General features: G+C 60.6%; 15 protein-coding genes. 8 read left to right on the top strand and 7 right to left on the bottom strand.

Annotation, left to right across the window (positions count from 1 at the left end; all coding sequences use genetic code 11):
* Positions 1–94 precede the first annotated feature (94 nt).
* Entirely contained in the window at positions 95–1,597 is a 1,503-nt protein-coding gene (gene ppx, locus CKW26_RS16440; protein ID WP_093429742.1) for an exopolyphosphatase, read from the top strand.
* Between the two features lie 246 nt (positions 1,598–1,843).
* On the opposite strand, the gene ppk1 is transcribed toward ppx, so the two are convergent.
* Positions 1,844–4,069 carry a polyphosphate kinase 1 gene (gene ppk1 / locus CKW26_RS16435; RefSeq protein WP_093429741.1) on the bottom strand — a complete coding sequence of 742 codons (2,226 nt, stop codon included), beginning with the start codon at positions 4,067–4,069 and terminating at the stop codon, positions 1,844–1,846.
* Positions 4,070–4,087: 18 nt separating this feature from the next.
* Positions 4,088–5,101 carry a porphobilinogen synthase gene (gene hemB / locus CKW26_RS16430; RefSeq protein WP_095049374.1) on the bottom strand — a complete coding sequence of 338 codons (1,014 nt, stop codon included), beginning with the start codon at positions 5,099–5,101 and terminating at the stop codon, positions 4,088–4,090.
* 207 nt (positions 5,102–5,308) lie between these two features.
* On the opposite strand from hemB, the gene CKW26_RS16425 reads away from it, so the two are divergent.
* Both CKW26_RS16425 and elbB read left to right on the top strand, forming a co-directional pair.
* Entirely contained in the window at positions 5,309–5,959 is a 651-nt protein-coding gene (locus CKW26_RS16425; RefSeq protein ID WP_095049373.1) for a DedA family protein, read from the top strand.
* A 290-nt stretch (positions 5,960–6,249) separates the two neighbouring features.
* Entirely contained in the window at positions 6,250–6,918 is a 669-nt protein-coding gene (elbB, locus tag CKW26_RS16420) for an isoprenoid biosynthesis glyoxalase ElbB (RefSeq protein WP_095049372.1), read from the top strand.
* A 118-nt stretch (positions 6,919–7,036) separates the two neighbouring features.
* Here the strand turns inward: elbB and CKW26_RS16415 are convergent, their stop codons facing one another.
* Positions 7,037–7,492, bottom strand: coding sequence for a YaiI/YqxD family protein (locus tag CKW26_RS16415; protein WP_007911138.1), 456 nt, complete (start codon positions 7,490–7,492; stop codon positions 7,037–7,039).
* A gap of 121 nt (positions 7,493–7,613) precedes the next feature.
* Positions 7,614–9,509: an FTR1 family protein gene (locus CKW26_RS16410; RefSeq protein ID WP_095049371.1), complete on the bottom strand. Its 1,896-nt coding sequence runs from the start codon at positions 9,507–9,509 to the stop codon at positions 7,614–7,616.
* 189 nt (positions 9,510–9,698) lie between these two features.
* On the opposite strand from CKW26_RS16410, the gene CKW26_RS16405 reads away from it, so the two are divergent.
* The 5 genes from CKW26_RS16405 to CKW26_RS16385 all read left to right on the top strand — a co-directional run bounded on the left by CKW26_RS16405 (position 9,699) and on the right by CKW26_RS16385 (position 14,462).
* Positions 9,699–11,099, top strand: coding sequence for a COG3014 family protein (locus CKW26_RS16405; protein ID WP_095049370.1), 1,401 nt, complete (start codon positions 9,699–9,701; stop codon positions 11,097–11,099).
* Positions 11,100–11,306: 207 nt separating this feature from the next.
* Entirely contained in the window at positions 11,307–12,701 is a 1,395-nt protein-coding gene (locus CKW26_RS16400) for a COG3014 family protein (RefSeq protein ID WP_095049369.1), read from the top strand.
* 15 nt (positions 12,702–12,716) lie between these two features.
* On the top strand, positions 12,717–13,091 hold the full coding sequence (locus CKW26_RS16395) for a YcfL family protein (protein WP_007911131.1): 375 nt from the start codon (positions 12,717–12,719) through the stop codon (positions 13,089–13,091).
* Between the two features lie 36 nt (positions 13,092–13,127).
* Entirely contained in the window at positions 13,128–13,715 is a 588-nt protein-coding gene (lpoB, locus tag CKW26_RS16390) for a penicillin-binding protein activator LpoB (protein ID WP_016772610.1), read from the top strand.
* Positions 13,716–13,718: 3 nt separating this feature from the next.
* Positions 13,719–14,462: a penicillin-binding protein activator LpoB gene (locus CKW26_RS16385; RefSeq protein WP_095049368.1), complete on the top strand. Its 744-nt coding sequence runs from the start codon at positions 13,719–13,721 to the stop codon at positions 14,460–14,462.
* Positions 14,463–14,576: 114 nt separating this feature from the next.
* Here the strand turns inward: CKW26_RS16385 and CKW26_RS16380 are convergent, their stop codons facing one another.
* From CKW26_RS16380 to CKW26_RS16370, 3 genes are all read right to left on the bottom strand, one after another.
* Positions 14,577–15,209 carry a LysE family transporter gene (locus CKW26_RS16380; RefSeq protein ID WP_095049367.1) on the bottom strand — a complete coding sequence of 211 codons (633 nt, stop codon included), beginning with the start codon at positions 15,207–15,209 and terminating at the stop codon, positions 14,577–14,579.
* A 166-nt stretch (positions 15,210–15,375) separates the two neighbouring features.
* A complete protein-coding gene (locus CKW26_RS16375; protein WP_095049366.1) occupies positions 15,376–15,957 on the bottom strand; it encodes a mechanosensitive ion channel family protein in 582 nt (193 codons plus the stop codon).
* Positions 15,957–17,867, bottom strand: a complete 1,911-nt coding sequence (locus tag CKW26_RS16370; protein WP_095049365.1) for an ATP-binding cassette domain-containing protein — start codon at positions 17,865–17,867, stop codon at positions 15,957–15,959. Before CKW26_RS16370 ends, CKW26_RS16375 begins: the two co-directional genes overlap by 1 nt.
* Positions 17,868–17,915 lie beyond the last annotated feature (48 nt).

Here is a 17,915-nt window from a genome sequence, read left to right as displayed (position 1 = left end):
CGGGGTGCGCGCTCCGGCGGTTTGAACCATGCGCGTTGGCGCCAGCGTTTGATCGTGGCACGATGACGGGGTTATCGACCGAGACCCCCTGACCATGCCGCAATCCCAAGCCAAGAATCTGTCCCTGATCGCCGCAATCGACCTGGGCTCGAACAGCTTTCACATGGTCGTGGCCAAGGCCCAGAACGGTGAAATCCGCATTCTCGAACGCCTCGGCGAGAAGGTTCAACTTGCCGCCGGCATCGACGATGAGCGCCATCTCAACGAAGAATCGATGCAACGCGGCCTCGATTGCCTCAAGCGTTTTGCCCAACTGATCAACGGTATGCCGCTGGGCGCCGTGCGCATCGTCGGCACCAACGCCCTGCGTGAAGCGCGCAACCGCCTCGAATTCATCCACCGCGCCGAAGAAATCCTAGGTCATCCGGTGGAAGTCATTTCCGGCCGTGAAGAAGCGCGCCTGATTTATCTGGGCGTGTCGCACACCCTCGCCGACACCCCGGGCAAACGTTTGGTCGCCGATATCGGCGGCGGCAGTACCGAATTCATCATTGGCCAGCGCTTTGAGCCATTGTTGCGCGAAAGCCTGCAAATGGGCTGTGTCAGCTTCACTCAACGCTACTTCAAGGACGGCAAGATCACCCCGGCCCGCTACGCCCAGGCGTATACCGCGGCGCGGCTGGAGATCATGAGCATCGAACACGCCCTGCATCGCCTGACCTGGGATGAAGCCATCGGCTCCTCGGGCACCATCCGTGCCATCGGCCTGGCGCTGAAGGCCGGCGGTCACGGCACTGGCGAAGTGAATGCCGAAGGCCTGGCGTGGCTCAAGCGCCGCCTGTTCAAGCTCGGTGACGTCGACAAGATCGATTTCGAAGGCATCAAGCCTGATCGCCGGACAATCTTCCCGGCGGGTCTGGCGATTCTCGAAGCGATTTTCGACGCCCTCGAACTGCAACGCATGGACCACTGCGACGGCGCTCTGCGTGAAGGCGTGCTCTACGACCTGCTCGGCCGTCATCATCATGAAGACGTGCGCGAGCGCACCCTGACCTCGCTGATGGAGCGTTACCACGTCGACCTGGAACAGGCGGCGCGGGTTGAGCGCAAAGCCTTGCACGCGTTTGACCAGGTGGCAGTGGACTGGGAGCTGGACGACGGCATCTGGCGCGAACTCCTCGGTTGGGCAGCGAAAGTGCACGAAGTCGGTCTCGACATCGCGCACTATCACTACCACAAACACGGTGCTTACCTGATCGAACACTCGGACCTCGCCGGGTTCTCCCGCGAAGACCAACAGATGCTCGCGCTATTGGTGCGTGGTCATCGCCGCAACATTCCCAAGGACAAGTTTGCCGATTTCGGCGACGACGGCGACAAGCTGATTCGCCTCTGTGTGCTGCTGCGCTTTGCGATCCTGTTCCACCACATTCGCGGTACTCAGGCGATGCCGCAGGTGGTGCTGCATGCCAAGGGCAACACCCTCGATGTGGAATTCCCGGAGAACTGGCTAGATGAGAATCAGCTGACTCAGGCGGATTTCGGGCTTGAGGCGGATTGGCTGACGCGGGTTGGTATCGTCCTTACCGTCCACTGAGTCGGGCAGGCACAAAAAAGGCGATCCACAGGGATCGCCTTTTTTATTGGGTTCGGCTTGAAATTGGAGGTGGGCCTTCCCCCTCACCCCAGCCCTCTCCCGAGGGAGAGGGAGCCGATCTCCGTTGGCTTCAAGGCCTGAGTTCGACTCGGTAGTTCAGGTCGGCGTAACTCGCCCATCCAACCCGGTCAGTCCCCTCTCCCTCTGGGAGAGGGTTAGGGTGAGGGGCTTTTGACCTTCAAGGCCTCAACTGCTCACCGGCAAGATCGGGCTACCCAACCGCTCCAGCAACGTCGCCTGCGCACTGCGCGGGTTCTGGTTGCCGGTCGGCGTGTTGCGGATGTAACGACCATCCGACTGCAAACTCCAGCTGTGGGTATTGTCGGTCAAATACAGCTCCAGCTCTTTCTTCACCCGGGTCAGCAGCTTCTTGCCTTCTACCGGGAAGCAAGTCTCGACGCGCTTGTCGAGGTTGCGCTCCATCCAGTCGGCGCTGGAGAGGAACATCTGCTCATCGCCGCCATTGAGGAAGTAGAACACGCGGGTGTGTTCCAGGAATCGGCCGATGATCGAGCGCACATGGATGTTGTGCGAAACACCGGCGATGCCCGGACGCAGGCAGCACATGCCGCGCACCACCAGATCGATGCGCACGCCGGACTGGCTGGCCTTGTACAGCGCGCGGATGATCTTCGGATCGGTCAGCGAGTTGAACTTGGCGATGATGTGCGCCGGTTTGCCGTCGAGCGCAAATTGCGTCTCGCGGGTGATCATGTCGAGCATGCCCTTCTTCAGGGTGAACGGCGCATGCAGCAGCTTCTTCATGCGCAGGGTTTTACCCATGCCGATCAACTGGCTGAACAGTTTGCCGACGTCTTCGCACAAGGCATCGTCGGAGGTCAGCAGGCTGTAGTCGGTGTAGAGCTTGGCGTTACCGGCGTGATAGTTCCCGGTGCCGAGGTGCGCGTAACGGACGATCTCGCCGGCCTCGCGACGCAGGATCAGCATCATCTTGGCGTGGGTCTTGAAGCCGACCACGCCGTAGATCACCACCGCACCGGCCGCTTGCAGACGGCTGGCCAGTTGCAGGTTGGACTCTTCGTCGAACCGTGCACGCAGCTCGATGACTGCCGTCACTTCCTTGCCGTTACGCGCGGCATCCACCAGCGCATCGACGATCTCGGAGTTGGCACCGGAGCGGTACAGCGTCTGGCGCACAGCGAGCACGTGCGGGTCTTTCGCCGCCTGACGCAGGAGGTCGACCACCGGGGTGAACGACTCGAACGGGTGCAGCAGCAGGATGTCCTGCTTGCTGACCACGCTGAAAATGTTTTCGCTGTTCTGCAGCAGTTTCGGGATCTGCGGGGTGAACGGCGTGTATTGCAGCTCCGGATGACTGTCCAGACCGGTGATGCTGAACAGCCGCGTCAGGTTGACCGGGCCGTTGACCTGATACAGCTCGCTCTCGCTCAGGTTGAACTGCTTGAGCAGGTAGTCCGAGAGGTGTTTCGGGCAGGTGTCAGCGACTTCCAGACGCACCGCGTCACCGTAACGACGCGAGAACAGCTCGCCACGCAGGGCGCGGGCCAGGTCTTCGACGTCTTCGGAATCGAGCGCCAGGTCGGCATTTCGGGTCAGGCGGAACTGATAGCAGCCTTTTACCTTCATGCCCTGGAACAGGTCATCGGCGTGGGCGTGGATCATCGACGACAGGAACACATAGTTGTCACCCGGGCCGCCGACTTCTTCCGGCACCTTGATGATTCGTGGCAGCAAACGCGGTGCCGGGATGATCGCCAGACCGGAATCGCGACCGAAGGCATCGATGCCTTCGAGCTCGACGATGAAGTTCAGACTCTTGTTCACCAGCAACGGGAACGGGTGCGTCGGGTCGAGGCCGATCGGGGTGATGATCGGCGCGATCTCGTCGCGGAAATAGCGGCGCACCCAGGTTTTGATCTTGGTCGTCCAGTGGCGGCGACGAATAAAGCGCACCTGATGCTTTTCCAGCTCCGGCAACAGGATGTCGTTGAGGATCGCGTACTGACGGTCAACGTGACCGTGAACCAGCTCGCTGATCCGCGCCAGCGCCTGATGCGGCTGCAAGCCGTCAGCACCGGCCTGTTCACGGGCGAAGGTAATCTGCTTCTTCAGGCCGGCGACGCGAATTTCAAAGAATTCGTCAAGGTTGCTGGAGAAGATCAGCAGGAACTTCAGGCGTTCCAGCAACGGATAGGACTCGTCCAGCGCCTGTTCCAGCACGCGGATGTTGAATTGCAGTTGCGAAAGCTCACGGTGGATGTACAGGCTGCTGTCATCCAGGCCCGGTATGGCAATCACTGGCGCCGCCGCGACAGGTTCGGCGACTGGCGCGGGTGGCGCAGGCTCCAGCTCCGGCGGGGTCTCGGTGATTTGCTCGACCACCGGTTGAGCTTCTTTTACTGCAACTTCCGTGAGTCCTTCGGTATTCATTGAATGTTCCTGGGAGGGCTATTTCTGCTCTCGTAACAATTGAGCGGCGCGGACAGCAAAGTAAGTCAGGATGCCATCAGCGCCGGCACGTTTAAAGGCGGTCAGTGATTCGAGAATCACCGCCTCGCTCAACCAGCCATTCTGGATCGCCGCCATGTGCATGGCGTATTCGCCGCTAACCTGATAGACGAAGGTCGGCACTTTGAAGGCATCTTTTACCCGGAAAAGAATGTCCAGATACGGCATGCCGGGCTTGACCATGACCATGTCCGCGCCTTCAGACAAGTCGGCGCCGACTTCGTGCAGCGCTTCGTCGCTGTTGGCCGGGTCCATCTGATAAGAGGCCTTGTTGGCCTTGCCGAGGTTCGACGCCGAACCGACAGCATCGCGGAACGGGCCGTAATAGGCGCTGGCGTACTTGGCCGAATAAGCCATGATCCGCACGTTGACGTGGCCGGCGATTTCCAGCGCTTCGCGGATTGCCTGAATGCGACCGTCCATCATGTCCGACGGCGCCACCACCTGCGCGCCAGCTTCAGCATGGGACAACGCCTGACGGACCAGTGCGTCGACGGTGATGTCGTTCTGTACGTAGCCTTCTTCGTCGAGAATGCCGTCCTGGCCGTGGGTGGTGAATGGATCGAGCGCGACGTCGGTGATCACTCCCAGCTCAGGGAAACGCTCACGCAGAGCGCGGGTGGCGCGCTGAGCGATGCCTTCGGCATTCCAGGCCTCAGCGGCGTCGAGGGATTTCAGCTCGGGCGGAGTGACCGGGAACAGCGCCAGCGCCGGAATCCCCAGTTCCACCCACTTGGCCGCTTCTTCGAGCAGCAAATCGATCGTCAGCCGCTCTACCCCAGGCATCGAGGCCACGGCTTCGCGGCGGTTTTCACCGTCGAGCACGAACACCGGCAGGATCAGGTCATCGACTGTCAGCACATTTTCCCGCACCAGCCGACGCGAAAAATCATCACGACGGTTGCGACGCAGGCGAGTGGCAGGGAACAGACGATTGGCAGGGGTAAAGCTCACGGCGGACTCCTGAGCCCGCGCAAACGGGCGAGCGTGACAGTTATAGACGGCCATTATGACGAACAGATGACAGTTATGTGTGCCCCGTGACATGTAGCCGCATTCCATTGTCAGTGTAGGAATTGTTCACGTCGAGACACATTTGGACACTTTCATGAATGTGTCCGAAGGGTTAGGCTGCGCGTTCATTTCGCCAGCACCCAGACAATGCTCCAACAATTTCTGCATGACTTTGGCTACTTTGCCTTGTTCCTCGGCACGTTCTTCGAAGGCGAAACCATTCTGGTGCTCGCGGGCTTCCTCGCGTTTCGTGGATACATGGACATCAACCTGGTGGTGGTCGTGGCGTTCTTCGGCAGCTATGCCGGCGATCAGCTGTGGTACTTCCTCGGCCGCAAGCACGGGCGCAAATTACTCGCGCGCAAACCGCGCTGGCAGCTGATGGGCGACCGCGCGCTGGAGCACATTCGTAAGCATCCTGACATCTGGGTACTGAGTTTCCGTTTCGTTTACGGTCTGCGCACAGTGATGCCGGTGGCGATCGGTCTGTCGGGGTATCCGCCGGGACGTTATCTGCTGCTCAACGGCATCGGTGCGGCGATCTGGGCGACCGCACTGGCTGCCGCCGCTTACCACTTCGGTGCGGTACTGGAAGGCATGCTCGGCAGCATCAAGAAGTACGAGTTGTGGGTACTCGGGGCGCTGCTGATTCTTGGAGTTGGCCTGTGGCTGCGCCGCCGCTTCAAGAATGCGCGGCTGGCCAAACAGGTTTACGCCGACGAGCAAGCCGCGAAAGCTGCACTGCTGAATCAAGCCGAAGAACCCAAGCCTGCCGCACCGAAGACGCCAGCCGAATAACTCGCTGGCGACTTGCTACAGCCCGCCGGCACTGAGCGGGCTGGCCGGCCCTTTCAGTCAGACAGGTCACTTTTATCCTCGCTGCTCTGGCGCATCCAAGTTCGCCAGCAGCGGTCTTACGCCAAAAATCTCCCCCTCGTTACGCAGCAGTCAACCCCAAATAATGAACACCCCGCCGTTGTTGCGATCCATGTAGAAAGCGTTCCACGCAGGTGCAACCACCCCTTGAGCCTATGGCAACGCACGACAATTTAGTGGACATTTAGCGCCATGAATCTGGAGAGAAACCCATGAGCAAAAAAGTTGCAGTGATCCTGTCCGGCAGTGGCGTGTACGACGGCGCCGAGATCCATGAAAGCGTCATCACCCTGCTGCGCCTCGACCAACGCGGTGCGCAGGTGCAGTGCTTCGCCCCGAACATCGCGCAATTGCACGTGATCAATCACCTGACCGGCGAAGAAATGCCCGAGTCGCGCAACGTTCTGGTGGAATCGGCGCGCATTGCCCGCGGCAACATCAAGGACATCCGCGAAGCCGACGTCGATGACTTCGATGCGCTGATCGTGCCGGGTGGGTTTGGTGCGGCGAAGAACCTGTCGAACTTTGCTGTTGAAGGCGCTGGCTGCAGCGTGCAGCCGGAAGTACTGGCGCTGGCCGAGGCATTTGCCGAAGCGGGCAAACCGGTCGGTCTGATGTGCATCTCGCCGGCACTGGCGGCGAAGATCTACGGCCCGGGCGTAACCTGCACCATCGGCAACGACGCCGACACCGCCACGGCGATGAACAAGATGGGCGCCACCCACGAAGACTGTGCGGTGACGGAAATCATCGAAGACAAGGCGCGCAAACTGGTGACGACCCCGGCTTACATGCTGGCACAGAACATCAGTGAGGCGGCTTCGGGGATCAACAAACTGGTCGACCGCGTGCTCGAACTGACCCACGAAAGCGACGCCTGATACGGTCTACTGTAGGAGTGAGCCTGCTCGCGATGTCGGTGTATCAGGCAACATATCTGTTGAATGACCGGCCGCTATCGCGAGCAGGCTCACTCCTACAAGGGGATTTGTGCAAGGCTTAAGGTTTGCGGGTCAGGCGCGTGAGAATGCGATCCAGCGCATTGGCAAACGCCTGCTTCTCACGATCGCCAAACGGGGCCGGTCCGCCGCTCATCTGGCCTTGTTCGCGCAGATCAGTGAACAGGTTGCGCACGGCCAGGCGCTCGCCCATGTTCTGCGCATCGAACTCCTTGCCGCGCGGATCCAGCGCCGCGACGCCCTTCTTCACCAAACGATCGGCCAGCGGGATATCGCTGCAAATCACCAGCTCACCGGGCACTGCGTGTTCGACCAGATAATCGTCTGCCGCATCCGGACCGCTCGGCACCACGATCAGTTTGACGATGGCCAGTCCCGGCTTGATCTGCGGCTGCCCGGCCACCAGCACTACTTCGAACTGGCGCTTGAGGGCGAATTTCACCACCAGATCCTTCGCTGCCCTTGGGCAGGCGTCGGCATCGATCCATACACGCATTTTTCTAATCTCCAAAAACAATTCGCTAGCAGATCGAATCGTCGCACCGTCACTCCCACAGGTTACGCGTAAACCCTGTGGGAGCGAGCCTGCTCGCGAATGTGAGCGCAGCGAATGCTTTTCAGGCGACTACCCGCCGCTTTTCCGCCATCCAACTACGCCCATACAACACAGCAATCGCCAGAATCGCCACCGCCTGCGCCGTCAACGAATACGCATCGGCATGAATCCCCAGCCAATCAAACTCGAAGAACGCCACCGGCCGCGTGCCGAAGATCCCGGCTTCCTGCAACGCCTTCACGCCATGCCCGGCAAACACCACCGACAATGCGCACAGCAGCGCCGCGTTGATGCTGAAGAACAACGTCAACGGCAGTTTCGCCGAACCGCGCAGAATCACCCACGCCAGACCGACCAGCAGCACCAGTGCCGTCGCGCCACCGGCGAGCACGGCGTCATGCCCGGCCGGACCCGCCTGCAACCACAGGGTTTCGTAGAACAGGATCACTTCGAACAGCTCGCGGTACACCGAGAAGAACGCGAGGATCGCGAAGCCGAAACGCCCGCCGCCGCCAACCAGGCTGCTCTTGATGTAATCCTGCCAAGCTGCGGCATGGCGACGGTCGTGCATCCACACGCCCAGCCACAAGACCATGACACTGGCGAACAGCGCCGTCGCACCTTCGAGCAGTTCACGCTGCGAACCGCTGACGTCGATCACATACGCCGCCAGCGCCCAGGTGCCGAGGCCGGCCAGCAACGCCAAGCCCCAACCGACGTTGACGCTGCGCACCGCCGATTGCTGGCCGGTATTGCGCAGGAAAGCGAGGATAGCTGCCAGCACCAGAATCGCTTCCAGACCTTCACGCAGCAGAATCAGCAAACCGGAGATGTAGCTCAGCGACCAGCTCAAACCGTCACTGCCGAGCAACCCGGCGGACTCTTTAAGCTTGGCTTTGGCGGCGTCCAGGCGCTGCTCGGCCTGCTCGACCGACAAACCGTCCTGCAACGATTGCCGATACGCCATCAGTGATTTTTCGGTGTCCTTGCGCACATTGGCGTCAACGTTATCCAGCGAGCTTTCGACCAGCTCAAAGCCTTCCAGATACGCCGCCACCGACAGGTCGTAAGCCTGATCGTGTTCACCGGCGCGATAGGCGGCAAGGCTCTTGTCCAGCGTTGCGGCGGTGTAGTCGAGCAACTGCGCCGGGCCACGCTTGACCTGCGGCGGCTGCGCGCGTTGTGCACGGAACGTCGCTGCAGCTTGCGGACCATCGGCGGCCTGCACTTCGGCCGGTGTCTGGCGCGCCAGATCGGCGATGTTGTAGGTTTTCTCGGCTTTGGCCGCCGCCGGATCAGCGCTGAACCCGGCGATGTAGGTCGCCAGATCCCAACGCTGCCGATCATCGAGCTGATCGGCAAACGCCGGCATGTCGGTGCCTTCGACGCCTTGGCCGAGGGTGTTGTAGATCGCGTACAGACTCAGGTGATCCAGCCGCGCCGCATCACGCAGATTGGCCGGTGCCGGGGTCATGCCGAGGCCCGCCGGACCGTCACCGGCGCCACTGTCGCCGTGGCACACCGAGCAATTCTGCGCATAGAGCGGCGCACCCCGGGTGGGATCGGGGGTGATGATCGGCGCTTGGCTGACCTCATACGCCACCGCCAGTTGCGCGCCCAGTTGCCGTGCCTGCCGGGCCACTTCGGCGCCATCCTGCCTGGCAGTGATTGCCGCGTGCAAAGCGCTGACACCCTGCTCCAGCGCAACCTTTTCAGGCTTGGCCGGCATGCCGGCGATCAAGCCTTGCAGCGCCCGCGTGAACTCCAGTTGCTCGCGGTATTCGGAATCATCGACAACCTTGCCCGCCGCTACCGTCGGCGGGTAGTCGGCGCTGATGTAATCGAGCAGGTGCAGCGCTTGCGGCGCGCCTTCCACGGTATCGGCCAGCAGATTAAAGCTGCTCAGGGCAAACAACGGGAACACCAGCCAAGCCAGAAAACGGGACGAGGCAGTCATGAATGAGTCTCAAATGGAAATGCGAAGTTACATATTGTTCACTTCGAACGCGTTTCCCTCAAGCTTTGTCGACGTAACGCCACACAAGACGCGAGCCATCGGCCTGCAAAAACGCCACATCACTTAGCCACTATTGCACCCTATACTGCGCGACCTGTCGCATTTCCCGCTCAAGGATGAACCGCTTTCATGCGCCACCGCTTGCACTTTCCCCTGTTGATCGCCGCCGTTGTGCAACTGAGCGGCTGCGGTGCATATCGCAACTACGATCTGGAACTGCAACAGACCACCGACCCGTTAAAGGCCGGCAACATCAACAGCGCCCTGGCCGTGATCGAAGCGAACAATCCGGCTGCGGAAAAAGACCTGCTCTACTATTTCGAAAAGGGCGCCGTACTGAGTGCGGGCGGCGAGTTTGCGCAGAGCCAGACAACCTGGCGCAGCGCCGAGCAGATGATCATCGAGCGCCAGGACACGATCCAGACCACCGGCGACAAGTTGCTCGCTGCCATGGGCGATCACTGGGGCAGCATCATCAATGACAAGCTGCGCCGCTACGATGGCTACGACTACGAAAAAGTCATGCTGACCACGCAAATGGCCCTCAACCAACTGGCCATGAATGATTTTGACGGCGCCCGTGCCGACATCAAGAAAACCCACGAGCGCGAAGCGCTTATAGCCCGACAGCGGGAGCTGGAATACGAGCGTGTCGAAGCAGCGGCCAAGGCCCAGGGCGCGCGCGTGCATTACAAGGACCTGCAAGGTTACCCCGTGGTGATGCTCGAATCGCCTGCGGTGATTGCGCTGAAAAACGGCTACCAAAGTGCATTCAGTCACTATCTCGCCGGCTTCACCTACGAAGCACTGGGCGAGAAAGATCTGGCAGCGCCCGGCTATCGTCAGGCAATTGAACTGCGTCCGGACATGGCGTTTTTCCAACAGGCACTGCGCGACCTCGACAGCCCTGGTCTGAAGGCAGATGAAAGCGATGTGCTGATCATCGTACAAAGCGGCCTGGCGCCGGCCCGCAGCTCCGTGCGTGTGCCCTACCCGGTGAAGCTCGCGGACGGTCAGGTCATCGTCGCCAATATCTCGTTCCCCATAATGGTGCCCGACACCTCGACGCCTTCATTCAACCAACTGAGCATCGATGGTCGTCAAAAAAAGCTGATTGCGGTCAACAGCATTGCCGACATGTCCTTGCGCACCCTGCGTGACGACATGCCGGGCATTATTCAGCGCACAACCTATCGAGCATTTCTGGCAGCCGATGTTCAGGCCAGGGACAATCGACGCGATCCGAGCAAAGCCTCCTACGTCACCCACTGGGATGCTTTCGAGCATGCCGACACGCGCACTTGGCGCACCTTGCCCAACCTCACCCAAGTCGTGCGCCTGCGCCTGAAAAAAGGTGAGCACCTGATCAGCCTGCCCAACGCTCCCGGCGCTACGCCCATGAAAATCCGCATCGACCAGAGCCGCCAGGTCATCGGCCTGCGGGCTTTGGGTGAGCGAGTGTTTGCCAATGGCAGCGCGTTCCAGCCCAGCGGAGCGCCGACCGGCAGTGCGGTATCCGACCTGAAATAAGTAATGGCACCAAACTAACAAGTGCAATTAAAAAGATATTACATAGCCACCACCGCCCGCCTATAATGCCGCGCCCTCGCTATCGCGAAACGGCATTAAAGCTCCTCAGGTTATGAGGAATTGGCAGGAGGCCAGCGCCACTGTCGATGGGTCACACCAGCCCGACCAGCATTCGCGGCTGTATTACTCCAGGGAAGAAGTACCCCCATGGCATTCCGCGCTCCCACTCTGATTGCGCTCAGCGCCGTCACTCTGCTGTCCGGCTGTTCGGCGTTTCGCAACTACGACTCCGAACTCGCCCAGACCAATCAGCAACTGGCCACCGGCAATGTTGACGCCGCGCTGACTCTGCTGGAAAAGAACAACACCGGCCCGGACAAAGACCTGCTCTATTACTTCGAGAAAGGTGAATTGCTGCGCGCCAAGGGCGACCTGTCCGGCAGCCAGAACGCCTGGACCAGCGCTGATCAGGTGGTGGGCAAGTGGGAAGATTCGGTCAAGCTCGACACCGACAAATATCTGGCCCAGTTCGGCAGTTTCCTGGTCAACGACAAGGTGCGTCGCTACGAAGGCTACGACTACGAAAAAGTCATGCTGACCACCCAGATGGCCCTGAACCTGCTGGCGGTCAATGACTTCGACGGCGCGCGTACCGCGATCAAGAAGACTCACGAGCGCGAAGCGGTGATCGCCGAGCTGCGTGACAAGGAATACCTCAAGAGCGAAGAAGAGGCCGAGAAAGAAGGCATTAAAACGCAGTACAAAGACTTGCAAGGTTATCCGGTCGCCAGCCTCGACGCACCGGAAGTGGTCGGTCTGAAGAACAGCTACCAGAGTGCTTTCAGCCATTACCTGTCCGGGTTCGTCTATGAAGCACTGGGCGAAAAAGGCCTGGCTGCACCGGGCTACCGCAAGGCTGCCGAATTGCGTCCGAACACGCCGCTGCTGGAACAGGCGCTGGTCAACCTCGACAAGCCGGGCAAATCCGACGACAGCGACATTCTCATCGTCGTCCAGAGTGGTCTGGCGCCAGCCCGCGACTCGATCCGCGTGCCGCTGCCATTGCCGATCTCAAACAATGTGGTGATTACGCCGCTGTCGTTCCCGATCATCAAGCCAGACACCTCCACCGCGCCGTTCGCGCAGATCGGTGTCGATGGCCAGCAGGTCGATCTGACCGCCCTCAACAGCACCACCGCGATGTCCCGCCGCGCCCTGCGTGACGACATGCCGGGGATCATCCTGCGCACCACCGTGCGGGCAATCACCAAGGGTGTTGCGCAGAAGCAGATCAACGAAACCAACCCGCTGGCAGGTCTCGCCGTCGGTATCTCTTCAGCTGTGCTCGAAGGTGCCGATACCCGTACGTGGCGCACCCTGCCGGACAACACCCAAGTGGTGCGTCTGCGTCTGAAAAAGGGTGAGCATCAGGTTACCCTGCCAAGCGCCGTGGGCGGTTCGGTGGTCAAGGTCACCGTCGATCAGCGTTATCAAGTGATCACTCTGCGCGCCGTGGGCAACCAGGTGTTCGCCGGTGGCCTCGCCGCCCACGTCATCCCGAGCGCCAGCGCGACCAACGTCGCCAGCCTCAAACAACCTTAAGAACGGAGTCTTTGCATGCGCTTCAAACTCATCGCCGTCGCCGCCCTCGCCTTGCTGGCGAGCGGCTGCGCCACCCCGCCACCGCCAGAGCCGGGCAGCGCCGCGAGCAAAGTCGTGGCCATGGGTCCACAGAAACACATTGTCGTCGGCGCCATGCGCGTGGCCCGCGAAAACGGCTTCATGACGGTCAACGTGCAGTTGAGCAACACCCTCAACAGCAACAAGATTTTCTACTACCGCTTCGCCTGGCTCGGCGCGGAAGGCTTCCCGATTGCCGAAGAAGAAGTGTGGAAAAGCCAAATGATGTACGGCGCCCAGACCAGCTTCATCCAAGGCATCGCCCCGACCCCGAAAGCCGTGGACTTCCGTCTGGAAATCAAGACGCCGTAAGCCTGTCACCCTATTCCTGTTTTAGAGAGCATTCCCATGTTTGCACGCTTTTCCTGCATCGCTGTTATCGCCCTACTGGCCTCCGGTTGCGCCAACACCTCGCCGACCCTGGGCAGCAAGAACATCAGCTACGGCGACACCAAAGCGGTTGAAACCGTGACCAACGAATTCGGTTCGACCGACCTGCAAATGATCGCCGAGTCGATGACCCGCTCGCTGGCCCAGTCCGGCATTCTGCAGGGCCGTCCGGTGGTTCAGGTCTACGACGTGAAGAACAAGACCAGCGAGTACATCGACACCCGCGAAATCACCACCAGCATCAAGACTCAGCTGATGAAAACCGGTGTAGCGCGTTTCGCCAGCGACAACAACGCCATGCAAAGCCAGGTTGACCAGCTCAAGCTGCAAAACCAGAGCGGCCTGTACAAGAAAAGCACCGTGGCCAAGACTGGCAACATGGTTGCCGCCAAGTACCGCATCGAAGGCTCGATCAGCTCGATCGTCAAGCGCAGCAGCGATTACAAGGACGTCTTCTACAAATTCAGCCTGCAACTGATCGACGTTGAAAGCGGTCTGGCCGAGTGGATGGACGAAAAAGAGATCCGCAAAACCACGGAGCGTTAATTGATGCGCGCATGGATTGGCATGATGGCCCTGGCTTGCGCGTTCAGCGTGCAGGCGGCCCCGAAAGTCGCGGTGACGGATCTGGCCTATCAGGAGCGTGTGGAGCAATACATCCACATCGTTTCGGCCCAGAGCAATCATCGCGAGGGTTACTACAGCTCCAGCGGCTCTTCGAGCTATAACGAGATCGAAGCGAGCACCAGCTACATCGAGCAAGGCGAGTTGCGCAAATTCACCGGCGACATCAAGGGTGAAATTTTGCGCACCGGCATGTTCCAGCTAGTGCAAGGCACGCCGTACACCGCGTCGTCCAAGGGTGACGTCTACGACGTGATCAAGCGCATCAAGGCCGGCAACTTCAAGGGCGCCGACTATGTGCTGTTTGGTACGGTGTCGGACATCGACTTCACTCAGGACATCAACGAACTGGCGCACACCGACAGCTATTCGACGGTACTGGGCCTGACGCTGGTGGCGGATTTCAGCCTGATCAACACCAAGACCTTCGAAATCACCTCGGCCTTCACGGCGATGGGCGAAGCGCAGGACACCAAACTGGTGAACCACCGCGACATCAAGATCTCGCTGAACCGCCCACGGGTGGTGCGTGACGTGTCGAAGGCGCTGGGTGAGGACGTGGCCGGGCAACTGAGCATGCAGCTCGGTGGCGGCGGTTACGAGCAGCCGCGCGAAGCACCACAGCGCAACAATCTGCCGCGTGATACTGCGCCGGTGATTTTGCGCTGATGACTGGCGCCTGATCGTCCCCGTGCTCGACGTGGGAATGCATCCCGGGACGCTCTGCGTCCCAGCCACAAAAAAGGCGACCCGCAAAGGTCGCCTTTTTTGTGCTCGCGAGGTTTACGCCGCCGCTTTACGCAACGTCGCCATAAACGCCGCCGCACCGATGAACAGTCCGGCAAACGTGCGGTTCATACGCTTCTGCTGCTGCGGGGTGCGTAGCAAACGCAGCACCTTCGACGCCAGACCGGTGTAGCCCGCCATGACAATCAGGTCGACGAAGATCATCGTTACACCGATTACTACATACTGAATCAGCAACGGCGCATGCGGGTTGATGAACTGCGGCAGCACCGCGAGCATGAACACCAAAGCCTTGGGGTTGCTGATGTTCACCAGAAAGCCGCGGAACACCAGCGCCAGCGGCTTGCCGATCGGTCGTACCGCCGCGTCGTCGCTCATGTCCATGGGCAGCGCGCGCCATTGCTTGATGGCCAGATAAACAAGATAAGCCACACCGAACCACTTGATCGCGTGGAAGGCGGTGGCCGAGGCGGTCAGGATCGCGCCAACACCGGCGCCGACGATCGCGATTTGCACCGCCAGGCCAATCTGCAGGCCGAGGGCGTTCCAGTAACCGCGCCAGAAACCGTATTGCAGACCGCTGGACATCGACGCAATGGCGCCAGCACCCGGGGACAGACTGATCACCCAGCAGGCGGCAAAAAATGCCAGCCATGTTTGAAGCTCCATCGCACACCTCGCATCTGAATCGTGACAGACGCTCAAGCTAATGCGGATTGGGCCTAAAAGCAAAAGATCGCAGCCTCCGGCAGCTCCTACTTTGGAATGCGATCCCTGTAGGAGCTGCCGAAGGCTCGGGCCGCGATCGGACGATCTTTTGATCTTGCTGTAAGACTTACTTCTCAAACCCGCTGGAAGGAAACACATCAGTCCCGCGCCAACGTCGCACCGAGCGCTGGAAAAACAAGCTGTTCGGCACCTGCACCATCGCGCTGCCAGTCCCCAACTCTTCCGCCTCGATCAACGTGGTGTAAAGCAGATTGATCGCCACCACCCGGCCTTTGACACCAGGCTTGTCCGTGGTGTCCACCAGCTCAACGATATCGCCCAGCCGGAACGGCCCAACCGTGAAGATCAGAATCGCGCAGAGCAGATTCGACAGCACACTCCACATCGCGAAGAACGCCACCGCCGCCACGGCGACGAACCCTGACAGCGCCGTCCACAGCACCGTGGCCGAGACACCGAGGCGTTCCAGAACAAAGATCAGCGCACTGCCCATGATCAGCCAGCGCAACACGCCGCGCAGTGGCATCAGCAACTGCGGCGGGAATGGATAGCGCTCACCCAGGCGGGTCAGGGCTTTGGCGACGAAGCGCTGGGTGAGATAACCGGCCAGCAGGATCAGCAGAATCTGCACCGCGAACCAGATCGGCTCGACCCACTCCGCCGGCAGCGGCAGCTTGAACGCTTCCATCAGGACAGCGCCTCCAGCTCCGCCTGCATGCTTTCCAGCACCTCTAGGGCTTCCATCCACGCTTCTTCCAGCTCGCCTTCGCGAACCTTCAATTTGGCCTGCTCAGCGAGCAGATCACGCAGTTCGTTCTTACGCGCCGGCTCGTAAATGTCGCTGTCGCCAAGGCTGGCGTCGACCTTGGCCAGTTTCTCGTGAAGCTTGCCCAGCTCGGCTTCAAGCTTGTCGGCTTCACGCTTGTGCGGGGCCAGTTGCTGACGCAACGCAGCAGCAGCCTGACGCTGGGCCTTTTTGTCGGTCTTGTCCGGATTCACCGGGGTGGTGCTGACCGGCGCGTTGCGCTGGCGGTATTCCACCAGCCAGCGCGCGTAGTCTTCGAGGTCGCCATCGAACTCTTCGACTTTGCCATCAGCGACCAGGTAGAAGTTGTCGGTGGTGCTCTTGAGCAAGTGACGATCGTGAGACACCACCAGCACCGCGCCGCTGAATTCCTGCAGCGCCATGGTCAGCGCCAGGCGCATTTCCAGGTCGAGGTGGTTGGTCGGTTCGTCGAGCAGCAACAGGTTCGGGCGTTCCCAGGCGATCAACGCCAGGGCCAGACGCGCTTTTTCACCACCGGAGAAATTCAGTACCGGCTCATCAATGCGCGCGCCACGGAAGTCGAAACCGCCGAGGAAGTCACGCAGAGTCTGCTCGCGCTCGGTCGGCGCCAGGCGCTGCAAGTGCAACAACGGGCTGGCCTTGGAATCCAGCGAATCGAGCTGATGCTGGGCGAAGTAGCCAACCACGGTGTTTTCGCCACGGGTCAGGCGCCCGGCGATCGGTGACAGCTCGCCGGCGAGGTTTTTGATCAGCGTCGACTTACCTGCGCCGTTCGGGCCGAGCAGGCCGATCCGCGCGCCCGGGGTCAGTTGCAGCTTGACCTTCTCCAGGATGGTTTTGTCGCCATAGCCCAGACGCGCATCCGACAGGTCGATCAGCGGGCTGGAGATCTTGGTCGACTCGCGGAAGACGAAGTCGAATGGCGAATCGACGTGGGCCGCCGATAGCTCTTCCATCCGCTCCAGGGCTTTGATCCGGCTCTGCGCCTGACGCGCCTTGGTCGCTTGCGCCTTGAAGCGGGCGATGTAGCTTTCCATGTGCGCACGTTGCGCCTGCTGCTTCTCGTAGGCCTGTTGCTGCTGGGCCAGACGCTCGGCACGGGCGCGTTCGAACGCGGTATAGCCGCCGCGATACAGGGTGATTTTGCGCTGATCGACGTGGGCCACGTGATCGACGACTTCATCGAGGAAATCACGGTCGTGGGAGATCAGCAGCAAGGTGCCCGGGTAGCTTTTCAGCCACTCTTCGAGCCAGATGATCGCGTCGAGGTCCAAGTGGTTGGTCGGTTCGTCGAGCAACAACAGGTCGGACGGGCACATCAATGCCTGCGCCAGATTCAGACGCATCCGCCAGCCACCGGAGAAATCTCCTACCTGGCGATCCATCTGCTCGTTGGTGAAGCCGAGACCGGCGAGCAATTTGCGCGCCCGCGCGTCGGCGGTGTAGCCGTCGGCGCTGTCGAGTTCCGAGTGCAGGCGGGCCTGAGCGGCACCGTCGTGCGCCGCTTCGGCGGCGGCGAGGTCACGTTGCACCTCGCGTAGACGTAAATCGCCATCGAGCACATAGTCGACGGCAAGACGCTCAAGGGTCTCGATCTCCTGGCGCATGTGGGCGATGCGCCAGTCAGCCGGCAGGAAGCAATCACCCGAGTCGGGGTGCAGTTCGCCCCGAATCAAAGCGAACAGGCTCGATTTGCCGGCGCCGTTGGCACCGATGAGGCCGGCTTTGTGGCCGGCGTGCAGGGTCAGCTCGGCGTCTTCTAGCAGACGTTGCGGGCCACGCTGTAAAGTCAGGTTCTGAAGTCGGATCATAATGGCGGCGGAGTCTACCAGCTTCGCTCACAACTGGCGCGAGTAGCA

The sequence above is a fragment of the Pseudomonas sp. Irchel s3h9 genome (genome assembly GCF_900187475.1).
GTDB classification, from domain to species: Bacteria; Pseudomonadota; Gammaproteobacteria; order Pseudomonadales; family Pseudomonadaceae; genus Aquipseudomonas; species Aquipseudomonas neuropathica.
This window is presented reverse-complemented; position numbering and strand designations above follow the sequence as displayed.